The 22,798-nt window shown below is 64.0% G+C and carries 16 protein-coding genes and 2 pseudogenes; 11 read left to right on the forward strand and 7 right to left on the reverse strand.

Annotation, left to right across the window (positions count from 1 at the left end; genetic code table 11):
- Nucleotides 1-3: 3 nt before the first annotated feature.
- Nucleotides 4-1,419, reverse strand: coding sequence for an allantoinase PuuE (puuE, locus tag ACTJKL_RS10155; RefSeq protein ID WP_440852801.1), 1,416 nt, complete (start codon nucleotides 1,417-1,419; stop codon nucleotides 4-6).
- Between the two features lie 167 nt (nucleotides 1,420-1,586).
- Here puuE and uraH point away from each other — a divergent pair, with 167 nt between their 5' ends.
- From uraH to xdhC, 4 genes are read left to right on the forward strand one after another with little or no spacing between them, the layout of a single operon-like run.
- Entirely contained in the window at nucleotides 1,587-1,958 is a 372-nt protein-coding gene (gene uraH, locus ACTJKL_RS10160; protein ID WP_100670442.1) for a hydroxyisourate hydrolase, read from the forward strand.
- Between the two features lie 5 nt (nucleotides 1,959-1,963).
- On the forward strand, nucleotides 1,964-3,445 hold the full coding sequence (gene xdhA / locus ACTJKL_RS10165) for a xanthine dehydrogenase small subunit (RefSeq protein WP_440852802.1): 1,482 nt from the start codon (nucleotides 1,964-1,966) through the stop codon (nucleotides 3,443-3,445).
- A 13-nt stretch (nucleotides 3,446-3,458) separates the two neighbouring features.
- Nucleotides 3,459-5,792 (forward strand): xanthine dehydrogenase molybdopterin binding subunit, encoded by a 2,334-nt coding sequence (xdhB, locus tag ACTJKL_RS10170; RefSeq protein ID WP_440852803.1) that lies wholly within the window; start codon nucleotides 3,459-3,461, stop codon nucleotides 5,790-5,792.
- A gap of 35 nt (nucleotides 5,793-5,827) precedes the next feature.
- Nucleotides 5,828-6,685: a xanthine dehydrogenase accessory protein XdhC gene (gene xdhC / locus ACTJKL_RS10175; protein WP_440852863.1), complete on the forward strand. Its 858-nt coding sequence runs from the start codon at nucleotides 5,828-5,830 to the stop codon at nucleotides 6,683-6,685.
- Here xdhC and ACTJKL_RS10180 read toward each other — a convergent pair.
- Nucleotides 6,675-7,067 carry a winged helix-turn-helix transcriptional regulator gene (locus ACTJKL_RS10180; RefSeq protein WP_440852804.1) on the reverse strand — a complete coding sequence of 131 codons (393 nt, stop codon included), beginning with the start codon at nucleotides 7,065-7,067 and terminating at the stop codon, nucleotides 6,675-6,677. The two genes, xdhC and ACTJKL_RS10180, sit on opposite strands and share 11 nt — an antisense overlap.
- A 100-nt stretch (nucleotides 7,068-7,167) precedes the next feature.
- Here ACTJKL_RS10180 and ACTJKL_RS10185 point away from each other — a divergent pair.
- Nucleotides 7,168-8,147: pseudogene (locus ACTJKL_RS10185) on the forward strand (quinone oxidoreductase family protein).
- Between the two features lie 11 nt (nucleotides 8,148-8,158).
- Here ACTJKL_RS10185 and ACTJKL_RS10190 read toward each other — a convergent pair.
- The gene (locus ACTJKL_RS10190) at nucleotides 8,159-9,106 is read right to left on the reverse strand and encodes a LysR family transcriptional regulator (protein ID WP_100670432.1); all 948 of its coding nucleotides are present in this window, start codon (nucleotides 9,104-9,106) and stop codon (nucleotides 8,159-8,161) included.
- Nucleotides 9,107-9,255: 149 nt separating this feature from the next.
- Here ACTJKL_RS10190 and ACTJKL_RS10195 point away from each other — a divergent pair, with 149 nt between their 5' ends.
- Both ACTJKL_RS10195 and guaD read left to right on the forward strand, forming a co-directional pair.
- Nucleotides 9,256-10,494, forward strand: a complete 1,239-nt coding sequence (locus ACTJKL_RS10195; protein WP_018097053.1) for a urate hydroxylase PuuD — start codon at nucleotides 9,256-9,258, stop codon at nucleotides 10,492-10,494.
- Nucleotides 10,491-11,834, forward strand: coding sequence for a guanine deaminase (guaD, locus tag ACTJKL_RS10200; protein ID WP_440852805.1), 1,344 nt, complete (start codon nucleotides 10,491-10,493; stop codon nucleotides 11,832-11,834). Before ACTJKL_RS10195 ends, guaD begins: the two co-directional genes overlap by 4 nt.
- A gap of 186 nt (nucleotides 11,835-12,020) precedes the next feature.
- Here the strand turns inward: guaD and ACTJKL_RS10205 are convergent, their stop codons facing one another.
- Both ACTJKL_RS10205 and ACTJKL_RS10210 read right to left on the reverse strand, forming a co-directional pair.
- Entirely contained in the window at nucleotides 12,021-12,527 is a 507-nt protein-coding gene (locus tag ACTJKL_RS10205) for an Hsp20/alpha crystallin family protein (RefSeq protein WP_440852806.1), read from the reverse strand.
- A 119-nt stretch (nucleotides 12,528-12,646) separates the two neighbouring features.
- Nucleotides 12,647-13,126 carry an Hsp20 family protein gene (locus tag ACTJKL_RS10210; RefSeq protein WP_275599763.1) on the reverse strand — a complete coding sequence of 160 codons (480 nt, stop codon included), beginning with the start codon at nucleotides 13,124-13,126 and terminating at the stop codon, nucleotides 12,647-12,649.
- Nucleotides 13,127-13,501: 375 nt separating this feature from the next.
- Here ACTJKL_RS10210 and ACTJKL_RS10215 point away from each other — a divergent pair, with 375 nt between their 5' ends.
- The 4 genes and pseudogenes from ACTJKL_RS10215 to ACTJKL_RS10230 all read left to right on the forward strand — a co-directional run bounded on the left by ACTJKL_RS10215 (nucleotide 13,502) and on the right by ACTJKL_RS10230 (nucleotide 15,128).
- Complete coding sequence (locus ACTJKL_RS10215) at nucleotides 13,502-13,807, forward strand: DUF982 domain-containing protein (RefSeq protein ID WP_275599037.1); 306 nt, start codon at nucleotides 13,502-13,504, stop codon at nucleotides 13,805-13,807.
- A 348-nt stretch (nucleotides 13,808-14,155) separates the two neighbouring features.
- A complete protein-coding gene (locus ACTJKL_RS10220; RefSeq protein WP_100670420.1) occupies nucleotides 14,156-14,389 on the forward strand; it encodes an AbrB/MazE/SpoVT family DNA-binding domain-containing protein in 234 nt (77 codons plus the stop codon).
- Entirely contained in the window at nucleotides 14,386-14,790 is a 405-nt protein-coding gene (locus tag ACTJKL_RS10225; RefSeq protein WP_440852807.1) for a type II toxin-antitoxin system VapC family toxin, read from the forward strand. The genes ACTJKL_RS10220 and ACTJKL_RS10225 overlap by 4 nt, the downstream gene beginning before the upstream one ends.
- A 48-nt stretch (nucleotides 14,791-14,838) precedes the next feature.
- Nucleotides 14,839-15,128, forward strand: a pseudogene (locus tag ACTJKL_RS10230) (DUF982 domain-containing protein).
- Nucleotides 15,129-15,168: 40 nt separating this feature from the next.
- Here the strand turns inward: ACTJKL_RS10230 and pbpC are convergent.
- Complete coding sequence (gene pbpC / locus ACTJKL_RS10235; protein ID WP_440852808.1) at nucleotides 15,169-17,313, reverse strand: penicillin-binding protein 1C; 2,145 nt, start codon at nucleotides 17,311-17,313, stop codon at nucleotides 15,169-15,171.
- 8 nt (nucleotides 17,314-17,321) lie between these two features.
- Entirely contained in the window at nucleotides 17,322-22,769 is a 5,448-nt protein-coding gene (locus ACTJKL_RS10240; protein ID WP_440852809.1) for an alpha-2-macroglobulin family protein, read from the reverse strand.
- Between the last annotated feature and the right edge of the window lie 29 nt (nucleotides 22,770-22,798).

The following is a 22,798-nucleotide window of genomic DNA, read 5'->3' on the forward strand; positions in this document are numbered from 1 at the left end:
GCCTCAGCCCGCCAAAGTGTCGCGCAGCCGCAACAGCGCGATCCGCTCCACCTGGCGGCACGCGGTGTTGAACTCGGTCTCCCGATCGTTGCCGATACGGTTCTCGAAGGCGGCAAGAATCTCGTCCTTGCTGCGCCCCTTGACGGCCATGATGAAGGGAAAGCCGAACTTCTCGACATAGGCGTGGTTGAGGGCCGTGAAGCGCTCGCGCTCCTGATCCGTCAGCGCGTCGAGACCCGCGGAAGCCTGCTCCGAAGTCGAGCTTTCGGTCAGGCGCTTCGCCTGGGCGAGCTTGCCGGCAAGATCGGGGTGGGCGATGAGGACGGCTAGCCGTTCCTCGTCGCTTGCCTCGCGAAAGACCGCGCAGAGCGCCGCGTGCAGTCCCGACGCGGTGTCGTTGGCGGGGCCGAGTTCGCCTGCGAAGGCGCGTCTGGCGATCCAGTCCGAGTGCTCGAACACCCCTCCGAAGCGACCAATGAAGTCATCTTTCGACAATCGCGACGGTCGGTTTTCATTCGGCTGGAACGGATAGGTTTCTGCCCAGTAGCGGGCAATGTCGATGCGGCGGGCAAGCCAGACTTTCTCGTGGCTCTTCACATAGTCGAGGAAGCGCGCCAGTGCGGCGGCGCGGCCGGGCCGGCCGACTAGACGGCAGTGGAGGCCGATGCTCAACATCTTCGGCGCGCCGGCAGCGCCCTCGGCGTAGAGAATGTCGAAACTGTCCTTCAGATAGCTGAAGAACTGGTCGCCGCTGTTGAAGCCCTGTGGCGTTGCGAAACGCATGTCGTTGGCGTCGAGGGTGTAGGGGATGACGAGCTGGTGCCGGCCGGCATGTTCGTGCCAGTAGGGCAGGTCGTCCGCATATGCGTCGGAGACGTAGTCGAAGCCGCCGGTCTCGGTCACGAGGTCGAGTGTGTTCACGGAACAGCGGCCGGTATACCAGCCGGTCGGCCGTTCGCCGGTTACGATCGTGTGAAGGCGGATCGCCTCGGCAATCTCGGCGCGCTCGCGCTCCGCGTCGAAATCCTTGTGCTCGATCCATTTGAGGCCGTGGGAAGCGATTTCCCAGCCGGCGTCCTGCATGGCGGCCACCTGTGCGGGCGATCGCTTGAGAGCCGTGGCGACGCCGTAGACGGTTGCCGGTATCTCCTTTTCGGTGAACAACCGGTGCAGCCGCCAGAAACCGGCGCGCGCGCCGTATTCGTAGAGCGATTCCATGTTCCAGTGGCGCTGGTCTGGCCAGGCCTGAGCGCCGACGATTTCCGAGAGAAAGGCCTCCGACGCCGCGTCGCCATGAAGCACGCAGTTCTCTCCGCCCTCCTCGTAATTGATCACGAATTGCACGGCGATCCGGGCGCCGTCGGGCCAGGCGATGCGCGGGTTCGGACCATGGCCCAGGAGATCGCGGGGATATCTCATAGCAGCAGCTCCTCCAGAGATTGTCTCGTCGCCCAATTCGTAGCGAGAATTCCGCTCTCCCATTCCCCCCGAAAAATTTGAAAGTCTCGAAGGTTGAGCCCGCTACACAAGGGCACCCGCCCCCCGGATACTCTATCCTCGATGCTGACTTTCGGAGGAGCGACAGAATGCAAGTTCAAGACGGAACGCCCGGGCGCCTGACGACCCACGTATTGGACACGGCGAGCGGGAAACCGGCAAGCAATCTGCGCATCGATCTCTACCGGATTGAAGGTGAACGGACGGAGCTTCTTTCCTCGACCCGCACCAACGATGACGGGCGCTGCGATGCGCCGCTTCTCAACGGCTCCACGATGGCAACCGGAACCTACGAGCTGCGCTTTCACGCCGGAGAATATCTCGGCACTGCGGACGAGCGCGGCACGCACCCGTTTCTCGACGTGATCCCTATCCGCTTCGGGATCGCCGACCGGGCCGCGCATTATCACGTGCCGCTCCTGCTTTCGCCCTACGGCTATTCCACCTATCGCGGGAGCTGACGGCAATGACGACCGAAATCCGCAATACGATCCGTTTCCTTTTGAACCACCGGCCCGTCGAGCTTGCCGATGTATCGCCGGTGCAGACGCTGCTGGACTTTCTGCGCATCGACCGGAGTCTGCGCGGGACGAAAGAAGGCTGCGCGGAAGGCGACTGCGGCGCCTGCACCGTGCTTGTCGGCCGGCTTCTCGACGGCAAGCTCAAATACGAATCCGTCAACGCCTGCATCCGCTTCGTCGCATCGCTTGACGGCTGCCATGTGGTGACGGTCGAAGCGCTTGCGCAGCCGAACGGGCCGCTGCACCCCGTGCAGCAGGCGATGGTCGACACGCACGCCTCGCAATGCGGTTTCTGTACACCCGGTTTCGTGATGTCGCTCTACGGCCTCTGGATGACGAATGCGAAGCCGAGCGTTCAGGAAATCGAGAAGGCGCTGCAGGGCAACCTCTGTCGCTGCACCGGTTATGCGGCGATCATTCGGGCGGCGGAAGCGATTGCATCGGTCGGCGAGCTCGGCAAGGATCCGCTGATCGTGGAACGTGAGGAGATCACGCGGCAACTGGAGGCGCTTCGGGACGGGCGGCGCGTCGAGATCGGAGGCAAAGACGAGCGCGTCGTGCTTCCGGCCTCGCTGGACGATTTCGCTGTGGTTCTTGAGACGAACCCCAAGGCGACGATCGTCGCCGGTTCGACCGATGTCGGGCTCTGGGTCACCAAATTCATGCGCGACATCGCGCCGGTCGTCCATCTCTCGCATCTTGAAGAACTGCGGCGGATCTCCGTCGATGCGAACGGGATCAGCCTTGCCGCCGGCGTAAGCTACACGGAGGCCTATCCGGTCATCGTCCGGCACTTCCCGCAACTTCGCGAGCTCTGGGATCGTATCGGCGGCGAGCAGGTGCGCAATATGGGCACGGTCGGAGGCAATATCGCCAACGGTTCGCCGATCGGCGACACGCCGCCGGCGCTGATCGCACTTGGCGCTTCGGTGATCCTGCGCAAGGGAACACGCCGCCGCACGCTGCCCCTCGAAGCCTTCTTCATCGAATACGGCAAGCAGGATCGCGAACCCGGCGAATTCGTAGAGACTGTCCGGATCCCCTTCCTGGACGAGACCGACCGCTTCGCCGTCTACAAGATCACGAAACGCTTCGATGAAGATATCTCCGCAGTCTGTGGCGCGTTTCGCGTGAAGCTCGACGGTGACGGCAAGGTTGCCGACGTGGCTATCGCCTTTGGCGGCATGGCGGGCACGCCGAAGCGCGCGTCGAACGTGGAGGCCGCACTCAAGGGCGCGCAATGGAACGACGCTGCCATCGAGGCTGGCGTAGCGGCCTTCGAGCGGGATTACACGCCGCTCACCGACTGGCGCGCCTCTTCCGAATATCGGATGCTCGTTGCGAGGAATCTTCTGCGGCGCTTCCATCTGGAAACGCAGGAAACGCGCAATATCCGGATCGACCGCACGGTCGCGGTGGCTATGTAGAGAGGGTGGACCCATGAATGTGATGCAGCCCGTCGATCGCGTCCGCGGCGCCGTCCACGACAAGGAACGCCACGAATCCGGTCACAAGCACGTTTCCGGAACCGCAGAATACATTGATGACATTCCCGAGCCCGCGGGCACCCTTCATGGCTATCTGGGGCTCTCGCAGCGCGCGCATGCCGAAATCCTGTCGGTGGATTTCGAGGCGGTGCGTAACAGTCCTGGTGTCGTGGGAGTGCTCACGGCGGAGGACATACCCGGCGAGAACGATGTCAGTCCGGCGCACAAGCACGACGATCCCGTCTTCGCGACCGGCAAGGTCGAGTTCCACGGCCAGCCGATCTTCGCGGTCATCGCGACCTCGCGCGAGGCCGCCCGGCGCGCGGCCGCCAAGGTAAAGATCGATTATCGCGATCTGCCGCATGTGACGGATGTTCTCGAAGCGGCGGCTGCGAACTATCCGCTGGTGATCGATCCCCTGAAGCTCGAGCGCGGCGACATCGATGCCGGCTTTGCCAAGGCGACAAACACCGTTTCGGGCGAAATGCGTATCGGTGGCCAGGATCACTTCTATCTCGAAGGCCAGATCTCCTTTGCGATCCCCGGCGAGGATGACGAAGTGACGGTCTTTTCCTCGACCCAGCATCCGAGCGAGACGCAACTCATGGTCGCCCATGTGCTGGGCGTGCCGTCGAATGCAGTGACCGTGAACGTCCGGCGGATGGGCGGCGGCTTCGGCGGCAAGGAGACGCAGGCAAATCTTTTCGCTGCGGTTGCGGCAGTGGCCGCGAGGAAATACCGCCGCGCGGTCAAGGTGCGCCCGGACCGCGACGACGACATGACGGCGACCGGCAAGCGCCACGACTTTCACGTCGATTACAAGGTCGGCTTCGACGACGAGGGCCGCATCGAGGCGGTGGACGCGGTCTTCGCCGCCCGCTGCGGCTTCTCGGCCGACCTTTCCGGACCGGTGACCGATCGCGCGCTCTTCCACGCCGACAATTGCTATTTCTACCCGAACGTCCGGCTGCGCTCGCGGCCGCTGAAGACCAACACGGTCTCGAACACCGCGTTCCGGGGTTTCGGTGGACCGCAGGGCATGGTCGGCGGCGAGCGGATAATCGAAGACGTCGCCTACGTGCTCGGCAAGGACCCGCTCGAAATCCGCAAGCTCAATTTCTATGGCGGCGAGGGGCGTAACCTGACGCCGTACCACCAGACGGTGGAGGACAACATCATCGGCCGGATCATCGAGGAGCTCGAGGCTTCGTCCGACTATGCCGCCCGGCGGCAGGCGGCCGTCGCATTCAACCGCGAGAGCTCCGTCATCAAGCGCGGCATCGCGCTGACGCCGGTGAAGTTCGGCATCTCCTTCACCAAGACGGAATACAATCAGGCCGGCGCCCTGGTCCATGTCTATACGGATGGCTCAATCCAGCTGAACCACGGCGGCACGGAGATGGGGCAGGGGCTCTACACCAAGGTGGCGCAGGTCGTAGCGGACGAGTTCCAGGTCGATCTCGACCATATAAAGGTGACCGCGACCTCGACCGGCAAGGTGCCGAACACCTCTGCGACGGCCGCTTCGTCCGGCTCGGACCTCAACGGCATGGCAGCCGCCAATGCCTGTCAGCAGATCAAGGAGCGGCTCGTGCGCTTCGCGGCCGAGCACTACAGGGTGAGCGAAGCTGATATCGCCTTCGAGCCGAACACGGTCCGGATCGGCGCCGGACGCATCGCCTTTACCGATCTTATCAAGGGGGCTTATGCCGCGCGCGTCCAGCTTTCGGCGGCCGGTTTTTACAAGACCCCGAAGATCCACTGGAGTCGCGCCGAAGGGCGGGGGCGTCCATTCTATTACTTCGCCTATGGCGCCTCCTGCTCCGAGGTCAGCGTCGACACACTGACCGGCGAGTACCAGGTCGAGCGGACCGATATCCTCCACGATGTCGGCAAGTCTCTGAACCCGGCGCTCGACCTCGGCCAGGTCGAAGGCGCCTTCGTGCAGGGCATGGGCTGGCTGACGACGGAGGAACTCTGGTGGGATGCCAAGGGCCGGTTGCGGACGCATGCGCCCTCCACCTACAAGATCCCACTCGCCTCCGATCGCCCGCGCGTGTTCAACGTGCGCCTGGCCGAATGGTCCGTCAACCGGGAGGAGACGATCCGGCGCTCGAAGGCGGTCGGGGAACCTCCTTTCATGCTGGGGATTTCGGTTCTGGAGGCGATATCCATGGCAGCGGCGAGCGTTGCGGATTATCGTATTCCGCCGCGCATCGATGCCCCGGCGACGCCGGAGCGCGTGCTGATGGCGGTCGAGCGCCTGCGCGCCCACCGGGACGGGTAGGGACGATCGCGCGGCGAAGATAATGGATGACTGAGATGGCGCGCCGAGAAGACATCCGGGATTTCCTGAGCCGTGAAAGGGCCTGCGTGCTTGTCGAGGTGGCGAGCGCGGCAGGCTCGACGCCGCGCGATACCGATGCCTGGATGCTCGTTTCAAAAGACCGCACCTTCGCCACGATCGGCGGCGGACAGCTGGAATTCATGGCGATCGACCACGCGCGGAAACTCGTTCAGGGGGCGAAGGCGGACCTTCGACTGCCGATCCCCCTCGGCCCGGAGATCGGCCAATGCTGCGGCGGCCACGTCGCGCTTTCCTTCAAAAAGGTCGATGCGGACACGCGTGCGACACTCATCGAGCGCAGCGACGATGAGATCGCGCATCGGCCGCATGTCTATATCTTCGGCGCCGGGCACGTCGGCAACGCGCTCGCCATGGCGCTGTCGCACGTGCCGCTCAGGACCGTTCTCGTCGACACCCGCGAACATGAGCTCTCGGCCGCCGACGTACCGGGTATCGAGACCTGCCTGACCGCAATGCCCGAAGCCGTCGTGCGCGACGCGCCGCCGGGCAGCGCCTTCGTCGTCCTCACCCACGATCACGCACTCGACTTCCTGATCGCGACTGAGGCGCTCGGGCGCGAAGACGCCAGTTACGTCGGCATGATCGGTTCGAAGACGAAGCGCGCGACTTTCAAGAACTGGCTGTCGCGAGAGGTCAATCGTCCTGAGCTTTTCGAGAGGCTGGTTTGCCCGATCGGTGGTACGGTGGTGAAGGACAAGCGGCCGCCGGTGATCGCAGCCCTGACCGCGGCCGAGATAATGACCGCGGCGCTGAACCGCCATCTGCAGCCTCGCGCGCTCACCCCGAAGAGCCAGAGATCGATCAAGGCATAGGCCGGTTGTCGCCCTTTCGCGGGCGGATCACGCAGTCTGTCACGCGATCGGCCTCGTTCAGCTCGGCGGCGTGGCGCTGACCCCACTCGCAGAGTGCCAGCAGGACTGGCTCGAGGCTGAGGCCGAGCGTCGTCGCAGAATATTCGACGCGCGGCGGTATCTCGCGGAAAATCTCCCTGCGTACGAGGCCATGCTCCTCCATTTCGCGGAGCTGCTGGATCAGCACTTTCTGGCTGACGGCGGGTATCAGCCTTCGCAACTCGGAAAGCCGCTTCGGCCTATCGAACAGATGGTAGAGGATGATGGCTTTCCAGCGTCCGGAGATCACCTTGAGTGCGCGCTCGGAGGGCAGCACCGGCAATTTCTTTATGATGTCGGCCATGGTTACCCATCGGTCAGTATGGAACGAAAGAGTGTGTAGATGTGGTCCGGAGACTACCCCTAAATAACCGCGCAAACCAACAGTTTCGAGGTAAGTTCTTATGAAGGCCATTGAATTTCGCCGCTTCGGGGCGCCAGACGTGCTCCGAGCGTCGATGTCCCTACACCGAGCCCGGGCAGAGGCGAGGCGCTCGTCCGCGTGGGTGCCGTCGGCGTCAACTATTTCGAGGTTCTGATGCGGCAGGACCGCTACGCGGTCACGCCCGAACTGCCGATGATCCCGGGTGTGGAGGTCGCCGGCGTCGTCGCAGCGGTCGGAGAGGATCTTCCTCAAGATCTCGTCGGCAGTCGTGTCGCGGCCCCGATGTTCGCTCATGGGCGGGGTACCGGCGGATATGCCGAATATGTGGCGGTCGAGGCCGCGATGCTGGTGCCGATCCCGGACGGACTTTCCTTCGAAGCGGCTGTTGCCATGATGGTGCAGGGCCTCACGGCTCTTTATCTCGTCCGGCAAAGCGCGCTGCAGAACAAAACGCTGCTGATCAGCGCTGCGGCAGGCGGTGTGGGTTCACTGCTCGTGCAATTGGCAAGGAAAGGCGGTGCGCGGACGATCGTTGCCGTTGCGAGTTCGGAGGAAAAGCTCGACTTCGCCCGTTCGATCGGTGCTCACGTCGGCATCAACTATGCGGCCCCTGATTGGACGGCAACGCTCAGGAGGGCTTTGAACGGTGGCGGGGTCGACATTCTCTACGATTTCGTCGGCGGCGAATTTACCGACGCTGCGATCGATCTGCTGGCACCGGCGGGAGAGCTGGTTTTCGGGGCCCTCGGCAGGTTTGCGTTGAGCGCGCGGCAAGCAGAATCGATGTTCGCACTGAACCAATCCCTGCGCGGCTTCGCCTTACTGCCGCTCTTGAACCTCGCCGGATCGAAGGCGGATCTCACCGAGCTTTTCAACCGGGCGCAAGAGGGCGCCTTGACGGTCGCGATCGACAGCCGCTTTTCGCTGGATCGGGCAGCGGACGCACACCGGGCGATCGAGAGCCGCCGAACGATCGGTAAGGTCGTGCTTGTGCCCTGAGGGCGCTGCGCTCAAGCGCTTGAACGCTCCTGCACCTCATGAGGCTCGGCAAGCATCTTGCCGATCAGCCGCTGACAGCGCTCGGCCATGAAGTCAATCATCAGCCGGACCTTCGGATCCTGGAAGCGCTTGTGCGGGTAGATCGCCGCAAGCTGGGCGCCGAGCGGCGGCGTCTCCTCGAGCACCGGGACGAGCAAGCCCTCGTCGATATGCTGTTTCACCTCGAAGAGCGGCTTGTTGACGATGCCGCGTCCGTCAAGCGCCCACTGGGTGAGCACGTCGCCATCATCCGAATCATAGGGACCGCCGACCTCGAACTTGCGAACGCCATCCGGTGTCTGCAAGGTCCAGTAATACTCCTTCGACCCGGGATAGCGCAGCAGAAGACAGTCGTGGCTGTGGCTTAGGAGGTCGTCCGGCGACGAAGGGATGCCGCGCCTTTCGAAATAGCGCGGCGACCCGCAGAGCACGCGGTCGCAGTTCATGATGCCGCGCATGCGCAGGTTCGAATCCTCGAGTATCCCGAGCTTGAAGGCGATGTCGACGCCCTCGGCAAGGATATCGACATTATGATCGGAGAGGCGCAACCGCACCTCGATATCCGGGTAGCGGTCGTGAAACTCCGGTATGCCGGGCGCGATCAGTCGCCTGCCGATGCCGAGCGGGGCGGTGATCTTCAGCGCTCCCTTCGGATTTCTTGAAAGATCGGCGATGGCGCTCTCCGCCTCGTTCACCGCTTCGAGGATCTTTACCGCGCCTTCGTAGAAGACTCGTCCGTGCTCGGTCGGCGTCAGTTTTCTGGTGGTGCGGTTGAACAGGCGCACGCCCATATGCCGCTCCAACTCCTTGATTCTGTTGCTGGCAACCGCCGGCGTGACGCGCTGATCGCGGCCCGCTGCCGACAGCGTTCCAAGTTCCACGACGCGCACGAACACACGCACATTATCGAGATAGGACATGCTTCCGCCTCTGCTCTTCCGGCGCGAACGTAGCGCTCCGGCCCCTCTTCGATTTTATAGTTTTTTTTGAAAGAGTTGGTGCGATGGCGCCGTTCCCGCCTCGCCAAGCAATGACACATAATGAGCGCGAGAGAAATGGGGAGAACTCAATGTACGAGTATGCCATCGCCTGGGATTGGCTGACATTTGCGGTGAGATGGCTGCATGTCATCACCGGCATAGCCTGGATCGGCTCATCCTTCTACTTCGTCGCGCTCGACCTGGGGCTGAAGCAGCGTCCGGGCATGCCGGTCGGCGCCTACGGCGAAGAGTGGCAGGTGCATGGCGGCGGCTTCTATCACATTCAGAAGTATCTGGTTGCGCCGGAAAACATGCCTGAGCACCTGATCTGGTTCAAGTGGGAGTCCTACGTCACCTGGCTCTCCGGTTTCGGCATGCTTGCGCTCGTCTACTATGCCGGCGCGGACCTCTACCTCATCGATCCGAACGTGCTCGACGTCTCGAAGCCGATGGCCATCGCCATCTCGCTGGCTTCGCTCGGCTTCGGCTGGCTTGCCTATGACACGATCTGCCGTTCGCCGTTCGGCAACGACAATACGCGGCTGATGGTGCTGCTCTATTTCATCCTCGTTGCCGTCGCTTGGGGTTACACCCAGCTCTTCACGGGCCGGGCGGCCTATCTCCATCTCGGCGCCTTCACGGCGACCATCATGTCGGCCAACGTGTTCTTCATCATCATCCCGAACCAGAAGAAAGTCGTTGCCGACCTGATCGCAGGCCGTACGCCCGATCCTGCGCTCGGAAAGCAGGCGAAGCAGCGTTCGACGCACAACAACTATCTGACGCTGCCCGTGCTGTTCCTGATGCTTTCGAACCATTATCCGCTCGCCTTCGGCACGCAGTATAACTGGATCATCGCCTCGCTGGTCTTCCTCATGGGGGTCACGATCCGTCACTGGTTCAACACCCGCCACGCCAACAAGGGCAGCCCGACCTGGACATGGCTCGCGACGGTGCTTCTGTTCATCGCCATCATGTGGCTCTCCACCGTGCCCAAGGTCCTCTCCGAAGGCGGAGAGGCCAGGGCTTCGACGGCCGTCGAGGCCGTCGTCGCGTCGCCGGACTTTTCCAAAGTGCGCGATACCGTGCTTGGCCGCTGTTCCATGTGCCATGCGCGCGAGCCCGGATGGGAAGGCATAATCGTGCCGCCGAAGGGCGTCGTTCTCGAAGCCGACCGCGACATCGTCGCGCATGCCCGCGAAATCTACCTGCAGGCGGGGCGATCGCATGCCATGCCGCCTGCCAACGTCACCGGCATCACCGAGGAGGAACGCCAGCTTATCGCCTCCTGGTACGAGACGACCGTAAAGGAAGGAAAGGTCCAATGAACGATCTCTTGATCCGCGGCCGCGTGCTGACTTTCGTCAAGGAACCCGAGAGCATCGACGATGCCGGCTCCTATCGCTACCTCGAGGACGGCGCCGTTTTCGTGAGGAAGGGCAAGATCGAGGGCGTCGGCCCTTACGGCGACATAGCGGGGCAGGCGGGGCCCGGCGTAGAGGTCGCCGATCATCGGCCGCACCTCGTACTGCCCGGCTTCATCGATACGCACCTGCATTTCCCGCAGACACAGGCTATCGCCTCCTACGGTGCGCAGCTCCTCGAATGGCTGAACACCTATATCTTCGTCGAGGAGCAGAAGTTCAAGTCGCCCAAGCACGCCGCCTTCATCGCGGGCCGCTTCATGGACGAACTCCTCTCCAACGGCACGACCACCGCAGTTGCCTATTGTTCGGTGCATCCGGAAAGCGTCGATGCCTTCTTCACCGCGGCCGAAGAGCGAAACATGCTGATGATCGGCGGCAAGGTGATGATGGACCGCAACGCGCCGGACGCGCTGCAAGACACGCCGGAAAAGGGCTATGACGAGACGAAGGCGCTCATCGCCAGGTGGCATGGCCGCGGCCGCGCGCATTATGCGATCAGCCCGCGGTTCGCGATCACTTCGACGCGGGAGCAGATGGAGGTGAGCCGCGTGCTCGCTGCCGAGCATCCGGATTGCTACGTTCAGACCCACCTGTCCGAAAACCGGGACGAGATCGCTTTCGCCACCTCGCTCTATCCGGAAGCGAAGGACTATACCGACATTTATGCGCGCTACGAGCTGCTCGGCCGCAAGACTCTGCTCGGCCATTGCATCCATCTGAGCGACCGCGAGATATCGGTCCTCGCAGAGACCGGAGCGGTCGGCGTCTTCTGTCCGACCTCGAACCTGTTCCTCGGCAGCGGGCTCTTCGATCGCGACCGTTTCGACAGGCTCGGCGCACGCCATGCGGTTGCGACCGATGTCGGTGGCGGTACGAGTTTCTCGATGCTGGAAACGATGGACGAAGCCTATAAGGTCCTGCACCTGCAGGGCCAGCGGCTCTCGCCGCTCAATTCCTTCTACATGTTGACGCTCGGCAATGCGCGCGCGCTCGATCTCGAACACCGGATCGGCTCGCTGCATGCCGGCGCGGATGCGGACATCGTCGTCCTCGACAGCCGCGCCAAGCCGGCCATGGAGCTCAGGATGCAGGTTGCCTCGACGCTTGCCGAAGAGCTCTTCATTCTGCAGACCATGGGCGACGACCGCTCGGTGGCCGAGGTATATGTGGCGGGCGAGCCGATGAAGAGCGGCCGGCGGGAGACGAAGGCCGAGGCCGTGAGGGCACTGGCGACGGCATAGCTGAAAGTACGATCAAAGGAAGCGTGCAGCAGGGTGCATCCGCCTGCCGGCAGCTCGCCCATTTAGATAGTGAGCTTCGCGAGGGACGGGGAAGGTGCCGCGAACCCCTTCGCCCCCGCCTGTGGGGAGCAGGTGCCGGCCGGCGGGTGAAGGGCCTTCGCCGACGGCGGGGACCGCAACAGGCAACTACCGCCCGTTGATCGCAATGCGCTTGGCTTTCGACTGGGCCTGCTCCGTCTTCGGCAGGGTCACCGTCAGGACGCCATTGCGGAAGGTCGCATTCACCCTGCTTTCATCCACCTCGTATCCGAGCGGAATGCGCCGTTCGAAGCGACCGTAATATCGCTCAGAGAACTGGTTTTCCTCGTCCTCGGTCTCTGCCCGTTTTTCGCCTCGCAGCGACAGCACGCCCTCGGACAAGGACAGTTCGACATCCTTTTCCTCGAGACCCGGCAGTTCAGCGGTCACCTTGATTTCCTTATCCCGGTCGGAGACCTCCACGCTCGGCCAGCCGCCTGCAAAACCCGTAAGGCCGCTGAAGGGCAGGCGGGTTTCGAAGCTGCGGAAGGCGTCGTCGAACAGGCGGTTCATTTCCCTGTGGAGCGCCAGGAAGGGATTTCGGTCGTTGTCGCGATAGGAAGCCGGCACCTGGCCCTGCGCGCGGCCCCATGGGATGAGATCACGTACATTCATCGGTCCGTTCCTTTCTTTGCACTAGGAGCGGAGTGTGGGGTCTTGCGGCCTCTCCCGCTCCCATTCCGGAACCGAAGCGTCAGCGTCCGCCGGCGCTTCGGTGCGATTGGCATGCGCAGCTACGCTGCGTGTTTCTCGCCTTCGATCTGTTTCGAGGCCTCGCCGGCCGGCAATGCCTCTGCCTGATGTATCTCTATCCGGCGCGGCTTCATCTGCTCGGGAAGCTCACGGACGAGGTCGATCTTGAGCAGGCCGTTGGCGAGGTTAGCGCCGGTGACGCTGACAAAGTCGGCGAGCTGGAAGCGACGCTCGAAGTTGCGTGCGGCAATACCGCGGTAGAGATACTCGGTGTCGTCTTCCCCGGTTTTCGCACCCGTAACGGTCAGCATCTGCTGCTCGTGCGTGATGGTGATCTCGTCCGGGGCGAAGCCCGCTACCGACATTGCGATCCGGTACTGGTTCTCACCGACCCGCATAATGTCGTAGGGCGGCCAGTTGTCGTTAGGCGCCAGGCGACTTGCAGAATCCAAGAGGTCGAACAGATGTTCGAAGCCAACGCTGGAGCGCGACAGCGGCGAGAAATCGAAGCTTGTTCTCATAGCCATATCCTCCTTGAGCAACATGGACGATGAGGAGCGCCGAAGAGAACGGAGCCCCTCGACTGCGAGCCCCTTACAGGCGGCTCTCGCACCCGATTTAGTCATTCGAAGCCGGGTTTCAAGGGACTCCGGGCATCGATTTTCGTCCGTTGCTCCGGGCCGGCGGTGGCCGCAAAAACCGGCCGTTCGAACGAGGGCTCAAGCCGCTGATCGAGGTTCTTGAATTTACCTTTTCCGCTCCAATATCTGGTGAGCGCGATACGTTTTCGAGACGCGCAGAGATCAATACGGCACCTCGCAGCGCTGCCTGGTTCGTTCGACCCGTGAGAGTGCAGCGGGCGTGCAGTTCATTGACGGCATAGGAAAGGAGGAAAAATGCTTCTCAATGAGATCCCCTGGACGATCCCTCTCACCGTGCGCCTTTCCAACGGTCTGACGCACACTTTTGCCTCCGTTTACGAGGCCCTCGACTTCCTGGAAAACGAGTGGCCGCTCAGGAAGGGCGAGCGCTACGAACGGGCGGTGCGGACCTGTCGGCGGGCGTTGAACCGGATGACGCCGGCGGCAGTCGCGCGGGAAGCCTTCATCGCCGCTTGCCTTGAAGCGGGCATGCCGCTCGTCATGGCACCGCCGTCCCGCGAGCCGCAAGGCGATAGCGTCAAGGCTGCGCAAACGGCGTAAAGGAGGCGGATCAGGTAATCATGCACAGACCCCGGCATGCGCGCCGCGGCGCCGTCTTCATTTCGGCGACGGGAAACGTCTGTTAAGACGACGAAATGGCCTCCGGGCGGGGGCCGGACGATGATCTGCTACCAGATACGCGCGACGCCGGTAAATGCTGCGGCTGTACGCGCGAGCAATTGCGTGTGATCGCTGGCCGGGCGCGCAGTTGGGAGGGGGCGTTTCCCGATGTGGAAGCCGTGCTCGACGAGGCCTATCACTCGTCGAGCGCATGCTTGCACGCTCCGTTCTTGAAATCGACCGTGTAAAGTAATACCTTAATTAGAGCATTCCTTACCGAGGTAGATGATGAGCGCGACAGTGACGACAAAAGGTCAGGTGACCATCCCGAAGCCGGTGCGGGACTTCCTTGGCATCGTGCCGGGTACACGGGTAGATTTTCTGCGTGCCGCAGACGGCACCGTGGTTTTGACGCGGGCGGATGAGAAGCGGCCTGCGAGCCGCTTCAGCAAGTTGCGCGGCCATTCCGGGGAGGGTTTGAGCACCGATGCCATCATGGCGCTGACGCGCGGTGACGAGTGACGTTCGTCGATACGAACGTCCTGCTCGATGTGGTGACCGACGATCCGACCTGGGCGGATTGGTCGATCGGGCAACTCGAAGCCGCGGCGTTGCGGGGGCCGCTTCTGATCAATGATGTCGTCTATGCCGAACTTGCGGTGCGCTACGAGCAGATCGAGCGACTGGATGCGTTTGTGTCGGAAGCCGGGATCGATATCGCCGCCATGCCGCGGCCGGCGCTTTTTCTGGCTGGCAAGGTGTTCCTGAAATATCGCAAGGCAGGTGGACAGCGCACTGGCGTCCTGCCGGATTTCTTCATCGGCGCGCATGCCGCCGTCGACCGGTTGGATCTGTTGACGAGGGATACGGGGCGGTATCGGAGGCATTTCCCGACTGTAACGTTGATTACGCCGGACCGATAAGTCGCTTAATCGCGGGGATGCGCCGGAAGTGGGCTCTAGCAGCAACAGATCCCCTGGACGGTCCCTCTCACCGTGCGCCTTTCCAACGGTCTGACGCACACTGTTGCCTCCGTTTACGAGGCCTTCGACTTCCTGGAAAACGAGTGGCCGCTCAGGAATGGCGAGCGCTACGAACGGGCGGTGCGGACTTGTCGGCGGGCGTTGAACCGGATGACGCCGGCGGCAGTGGCGCGAGAGCCTTCATCGCCGCTTGCCTTGAAGCGGGCATGCCGCTCGTCATGGCATCGCCGGCCCGCGAGCCGCAAGACGATAGCGTCAAGGCTGCGCAAACGGCGTGAAGGAGGCGGACCGGCGGTCGCGTGGAGCGTCCGTATCGTCTCACTGGACGAAGACGCGTACGCTGGCGGCACGCCCCAGCGCATCGATGACCGTGAGTGTCGAGTAGCCGCCGCCATCCGGCAGCCACTGGCTGACGCGCCGTCGGGTCACGTCGGGTAGCGGGCGGCCATTGGCAAGCCAGCGAAAGGGCGCCCGGCCGCCCTGGAGCTTCAGCGTCAAGGGCGTGATCTCGCCGTCCCCATGCGCGCCAAGCTCGACGCGGGCGCCTTCCGGCGGGAACACGATCTGCGGCGCCGCTTCACGGGCCGAGGCCGAAAGCAGCCCGTTCGCCGTGACCGAGAAGCGCCGCTGGCTGATCGGCAGATCGGCCTGAACAAGCCGGACGGCGCCCGCGGGCGGGCCGGGCAGGGGTGTTATCGCGATCCCCGCCTTGGCAAATCCTTCGAAGAGAATCGGCGCCGCCGCACCGTAACCGGTCAGGCCGGGGACGGCGCCATTGTCGGCCCGGCCGACCCAGACACCGAGCACATAGCGGCCGTCGAAGCCTACGGACCAGGCATCGCGATAGCCGTAGCTGGTGCCGGTCTTATAGGCGATGCCGTGCCGGCGGCTTCCCGCCGGTGGCAGCACGTCGGAGAGTATGTCGGCGACATGCCAGGCGGCGACCGTCGACAGGAGCGGTTCGCCGTCGATGGGGCCGGGCACGCCTTCGATGCCGTCGCCGAGGCGCACCGGCCAGCCCTGGTTCGCCAGGCCCGCATAGAGCTGCACGAGCTCGCGAAGCGTGATGCCGACGCCGCCGAGGCCGATCGCAAGCCCCGGCGCCTCGTGCGGCGGCAATTTCGGCCTGACGTCGGCGCGCCGGAAGCGCACCATCAGGCGCGACGGACCGATGGCATCGAGCAGGCGGATCGCCGGCACGTTCAGGGACAGTTGCAGCGCCTCACGCACGCTGACGTCGCCCTGATAACTCATGTCGAAATTGCGTGGCCGGTAGCCGAAGAAGTCCGCCGGCCGGTCTTCGATGATCGTCTCCTGGCTGACGAGGCCCTCCTCGAAGGCAAGACCGTAGATGAAGGGTTTCAGCGTCGATCCGGGGGAGCGGGTGATCCGCGTCATGTCGATCCAGCCCGAGCGGCTTGCGTCGAAATAGTCGGCCGAGCCAACCTCGCCGACGATCTCGCCGGTCCTGCTATCGGCCATGACCATGGCGACCGACACCTTGGGGCCGAGCCTTGCAGCACCTTCGCGGGCGACGCCTTCGAGGCCCCGTTGGATATTGCGGCTAAGCGTTGTCGGATGCCTGCGCTCCGCCGGATGCTTCCGTCGCGCCGCCTCGGCGAGATGGGCAGCGTGGGCGGGAAGCTGCAGCCGGCGCGTCGGTATGGCGGTCATCGCCGCCCGCTCCGCTTCGCCTTCGCCGATCACCCTGGCGACCGCGGCGCGGGCGAGCACGCGTTTGCGGGCCGCTTCGGCGGCGGCAAGATTGCGGTCGGGCCGGCGCTTTTCCGGCAGTTGCGGCAGCGCGACGAGCAGTGCTGCCTCTCCAGCCGAGAGGCGCCGCGGCTCCTTGCCGAACCAGGCGAGGCTTGCCGCGCGCACGCCCTCGAGATTGCCGCCATAGGGCGCATGGGTCAGATAAAGATCGAGAATCTCGTCCTTGCCGAGGCGCCGTTCGATCTGGATGGCGCGCGCCACCTGCCGAAGCTTCGCCGCCAGCGTGCGTCTCTCCCGCGGCTCGATAAGCCGCGCCACCTGCATGGAGAGCGTGGAAGCGCCGGAAACGACATGGCCGCTGGTGATGAACTGCAGCGCGGCACGAGCGAGCGCCAACGGATCGACCCCGTGATGTTCGCGAAAGCGCTGGTCCTCATAGGCGATCAGCATTGCGATGAAGCGCGGGTCGACATCCTGCGCGGTCGTCTTCAGCCGCCACAGGCCATCCTTGGTCGCGAAGGCGCGTAGGAGGTGGCCGTCTCTGTCGAGAACTTCGGCCGAGACCGTTTCGGCTTCGGAGAGCGGCGGCGGAAAGGCCCTGTCGGCCCATTCGAGGGTGAAGACTGCGAGAGCGGACAGGATCAGGACGAGGGATACGGCGACGATCGCCCGGCCGCGTCTGGATGGGTCGCGTGGGGTTGCTGCCACAATGCCTTTGCGGTTCGACTTTCGCCGAGAGAACATCATCCTGCGTCCTACTGGGCTGCCTGCACCTCCATGCGTCCCGTCGCCGTGCGCGCCGAGAATTGCGGCCGGTACATGTCCTCCACGCTCGCGGCCGGATGGTCGTATGTGCCGGGCGTCACCGCGCGTACGACATAGGCGAGGGTGATTTCGCGGTTGTCGCCAGCCGAACGGTCGAAGGCGGCCACGAAGCGGTCGCTGCGGAATTCGGTATGGGCAGCCTCTACCTGGCCGATCCATTCGAAATTCGAAAGCTGGGCACTGTCGACGAGGCTTGGGTTGTCGATCTCGAATCCGGCGGGCAGGAGGTCGGTGATAAGCACCCGGGACGGCCAGTCGTTGCTCTCGGTCACCTTCAGCACCGCGACATAGCGCTCGTTCTGCCGGGCCTCGCTGACATTAGCGGCCGTTCCCTCGAGCGTGTAATAGCTCCGCTCGATGGAGAAGCCTTCGTCGCCGGCCGAGAGCGGCTGGGCTGGCGCCGCCACCGTCGTCACGACGGCGGAGACCATGTCGGTGCCCTCGTTGCGGATAACGACCGGGTGCTCGATCAGCGCATCGCCGGTCATGCGGGCTGCGTAACTGCCCGTGCGCGCTGCGCCGTTGACCTCGATCCTCATGTCTTCGTCGCCCCCCTGGATTGCGCGTGCGGCCAGGAGCATCCAGGTCTGCTCCTGGGTGCTCGTGTATCTCGCCTGCCGCCATTCCCGTGCGACGACCCTGGAAAGCTGGGGAATGATCGGCGGCACGGGCCGGCTCTCGGCTGCCAGCGCCAGCACGGCCGCGCCGTCGCGAAGCGAAGAGCCGTAGTCGGAGCGGGCGAGGCTGACATTGACGAGCCCAGTCGACATGTTGGCCGCGGCCGCGAAGATATCCTGCGAGCGCCGGGCGTCGCCATAGAGCGCGAGCGCCGCGGCGATATGGGCCTTGGCGAGCGGGGTCGGGAAATCGCCGAGCATCGTGTCCGCATAATAGCGCAGATCGCTGATCGCGGCCTTGCGGTTGCGCGCCAGGACATAGAGCGCATAGGCGATCTCGTTGCCGCGGTCCTTGACGTTGGTCTCGTAGCTCAGCGCATTCTGCAGGTTTTCGAGCGCCTGCACCATCGATTGTTCCGGCACGTCGAATTTCTGCTCCCGCGCGCGGGTAAGGAAATCGGTGACGTACGCATCGAGCCAGAGATCGCCGGAGCCGGGGCTCCAAAGGCCGAAACTGCCGGTGGAGGATTGATAGGCAAGGACCCGATAGATCGCCTCCTGCACGCGCTTTTTGACGCCCTCGTCGTCGGCAAGCCCGGCTTGCTTGGCAAGCTCGCTGAGATAGAGCAACGGCAAGGCGCGGCTCGTCGTCTGCTCGGCGCAGCCATAGGGATAGCGGTCGAGCGTCATCAGAAGCGCCGGCACGTCGAAGGCGGCCGAACGCGTCACGTTGAGGCTGACCGAAGCGCCCTGCAGCAGGCTGTCGGCGAGCAATTGCTCGTCCACCGTGAGACTGCTGCCGGCGGCGACATTGACGACATGACGCTGAGTGACCGGCAGGGCTGCAGGGCGGACAGGAATGTTCAGCGTCTGCTCCAACGACAGGCCCGAGGCGTTCGAGAGCCTGACGGTGACGAGACCGTCTCCCGGATACTGCCCGGCGAGCGGCAGGGTAAGAGCGGATTTGCCGCCGGCGCCGAGGTTCACCATTTCGGCCGCTGTCTGTTCGACGGTGACCGGGCCGTTGGTCGTGACCTGCAGTTGATAATCGCCCGCCGGCCCGTCGGTGTTGGCGATATCGAGCCGCAATTCGGCCCGGTCTCCCGGCGCCAGGAACTTCGGCAGGCTTGCGGTCACGACGACCGGATCGCGGATGACCACGTCCTTCACGGCATGGCCGACGCCGGACTTCGTCCAAGCGACCGCCATGATCCGTGCCGTTCCGTTGAATTGCGGAATGTCGAATCGGACATTCGCCATGCCTTCGGCGTCGAGCTTGATGGCGCCCGAGAAGAAGGCGACGAGCTTTTCGGTCGGGGGGCTGCCCTGGAGCGGCATTTGTCCGCCGTCGCCGCCCGTGCGCAGCCGGCCGGTCGCGCCGAGCGAGCCGTCGATCAATCGTCCGTAGAGATCGCGCATCTCGAGCCCGAGCCGCCTCTGGCCGAAATACCATCCGTCCGGGTCCGGAGCCTCGTAGCGCGTCAGATTCAGGATGCCGACATCGACTGCGGCAACCGTGACATAGGCGTCTTCGTTGGCGCCGGCGCCCCGGACCTGAAGGCCGATATCGAGCGGCCGGCGCGGCTCGGTCTTCTCGGGCGCGTCCAGGCTGACGGCGAGCTTTCGATCCGCGGGATCGACGGCCAGCCACTTGATGCCGATCGCCCGCATGGGCATGCGGCTCTCCTGCGCTTCGCCCGGGCGGTAAAGCGTCGCGGTGACATAGGTGCCCGTACCCCATTCGGCCGTCACCGGCAGTTCCACCTCGCCGCCGGCTTCGGCAATGGCCGCGGTCTTCGTCGTCACCAGGGTTTCCGTGCCGACAGTCACCAGCAGTTCGCCGGCAAAGCGCGGCGATACCTTGAGCTTCGCCGTCTCGCCGACCGCATAGTTTTCCTTGTCGAGTGCGATCTCCAGCCCGTCCGGGGTCTCCGTCGAGGAGGCCTCGACATACCAGCCCGCATCGAACTCAACGCTCGAAGCCGGCCCGTCAACGGCTGCCGCCTCGATCTCCAGCCGATAACGGCCCCAGCCGACCGGGACGGAAATTTCGGCGCCGTCCTCCGTCACGTCGGCCGAGCCGCTCGCCACCTGTTTCGTGGAGACGACCGGCTCGTATTTCCAGGCGGTCCCGTCGCGATACCACTGGTAGTTCCGTTCGACGCTGATCAGCTTCCAGGGGAGACCCGGCATCGCGGTCCTGGTGCCGTCCGCGTCGACGGCGATGACGTGGAATTTCCCGACAGAATTTTCGGCGAGGTCTCCGGAGAACTCCGGCTTGATCCCGATCATCGGACCCTCGGGTTTCACCGGCAGGGTCAATGTGCGCTCGACCGCGCGGCCGCCGGCCTCGCGCATGCGAACCGTCACACTGGCGTTGAGCAGCTGCGTCGTTCCGGGGACCTCGGTCAGATCGACGTCAAAAACCGCCTTGCCGTTTTCATCGAGCGGCTCCAGACCTTCCAGCGGCAGGCGCGTGTCCTCGCTTGCCTCTTCGTCGGCGAGGCCGAAGAAATAGCCGTTGAACGCTTCGCTCCGGCGCGTCGGCCTGACGGCAATTTCGCCTTCCAGCGTCAGGCCCGCGGCGGGTGCGCCGTAGAGATAGCGTCCGTCGACGGCGATTTCGACGGGGGTGCCGGCCTCGATCGCCTCTGCCTCGCTCGTCAGGTCGAACTCGGTGCGGTCCGGCACGAAATCGTCGACGAGGAACTGCTTCTCGGCGATCGCAGAGCCCTTCGGATCGGTGAATATCTGCATCGTCCAGGTGCCGCGCATCGCATTTTCTGGGACCGGCAGATCGAGCGTGTGCCCGCCGAGCTTGCCGCCGTCGCTGACGAGGCGGCGGTCCTCGACGCCGTCCGGGCGCAGGAAAACGAAGGTCAGCGGCAACTTCTCGATCGCGGCACCGTTGACGTCGCGGGTGAGCGCTGCGGCATGAACGGTTTCGCCCGCGCGATAGATGCCGCGTTCCGTCCAGGCGAAGACGTCGATCGCACCCGGTGCGGCGCGTCCGGTGACGCCTCGGTCGGAAAGGTCGAAGCCGGCGCGCGTCATGTCCAGGAACACGTAGTCGTCGCTACCCTTTCGGGCGGTGATCGCCGCCGGCGTCATGCTGGCCGTGCCGCGGATCAGTCCGGCGGAAAAGGTTGCGCGCCCTTCCGCATCGGTCGTCGCCGTCCCGAGCACCTCATTGTTCTTGGCGACCAGCTGCAATTCGACCTCTGCAAGAGGCTTGGCGCTCGCAAGCGAACGCGCGAAGACGGTAAGCCCATCCGTGCCTGCAAAGGTCGATATGCCGATGTCGGACACGACGAACCATTGCGTGGCGCGGGCGTCCCAATCCTGTGTAAGCCCGGTTCCGGAGCTCGCCGTCAGCACGTAGACGCCGGGCTTGCGCTGCGGCAGAGCCTCGTCGACCGGAAAGCTCGTCACCACTTCTTTGTTAAGCTCGGTGGCGATGTCGATGCTGCCCTGCCAGACCAGCTCGCCGCTCTCGTCCTTGATGCGCTCCTCGCTGTAGCCGTCGAGTTGGGTCAGGAACTGGGAGCTCGTGAGCAGCGAAGAGATGTTGCGGTCGCCGATACGGTAGAGCTTGAGCTTGGCGCTTTCCGTATTGACCGAGACGATCGGAATGCCGCGCCGCGCAGTCGAAGGCAGAACGAAGCTGTCGCCGGTGAAGCGGACCATCGGCCCGCGGTCCTTCACGTACACGTCGAGGCTGATGGGGATCTCGATGACTTCCTCGACGGAGGAGGGCAGGCCCTGCCTCAGCACGAGTTTGTAACGTTTGCCATGCGCCAGGCCTTCGACGCAGATTTCGCTGCCCTTGGCTTCCACCGCCTTCGGCGCGGCGCCATCGAGGGTTACGAAGGAGGAATAATCGGGACCGTTCTTCAGTAGCGGCTCGGAGAAGTGCACGCAGGCGCGGGGGCTGGCGCTGTCTGGATCGACCGTGTGGCCGGTGACCCGAAAGCCTTGCCGTGCCTTGAGATCAAGATAAGCCGTCTCGACCGACTTTGCCTGCACGAGTTCGAGGCTCGCTTTGTAGGCCTGGAGCGCGGCACGATAGTTCTGCAGCCTGTCGAGCGCCTGGGCGAGAATAGCCAGTGCATGCGCGCGACTTTGCGCGGTCCGCGTCAGTTGATAGCCGTTAAGCGCGGCAAGGGCGGCTTCGCTCGCCAGGTCCGTGCCGCCCGTATACCGGTTGGCGGCCTCAGCCGCCTCCAGCCACAACGCGCTGTCATCCGGCGTTACCGCAAGCGCACCGCGGAAGGCCCGCAGGGAGGCGACGAAGTTGCCGGCCGTCAACTCGCTGCGCGCCGTCTCGATGAGGCCGTTGACCCCGAAACCCTGCTGCTCGTCGGCCAGAACGAGATTCGCCTTCACATCGCGCGCCTGCTGCAGGAGATCGTCCGAGACGAAGTCAAGGCGCGGCGGTGCCCCGATATCGGCTTCGCCCGCGGCGGTTTCGACGACCTTGCCGGCAATGGCCCCCGGGAACGTGTTCAACTGGTTGAAGTCGGACTTGAGGAAGCACCACTTCACCTTTGGATTGTAGGTGAAGGCCCTGCAGGAGCGGTCGGCGATGCAGGCACTCTGGCATTGGTCGAGCGATACGTTCTGCTCGGTGCGCAGATCGAAGCCGAAATAGTCGGCATCATTCGTAATCTCGATCCGGCGTTCCGGCTCGGCCGCTGCGCTCGGCATCCCCAGGGAAACGAGTGTGAAGAGAAGAGTGGAAAGACCGAGAAACGCGCGCATAGACAAAAGTCCCCCCACGCTGGCCACTT

The sequence above is a fragment of the Sinorhizobium sp. 22678 genome (assembly GCF_052044265.1).
GTDB classification, from domain to species: domain Bacteria; phylum Pseudomonadota; class Alphaproteobacteria; order Rhizobiales; family Rhizobiaceae; genus Sinorhizobium; species Sinorhizobium meliloti_A.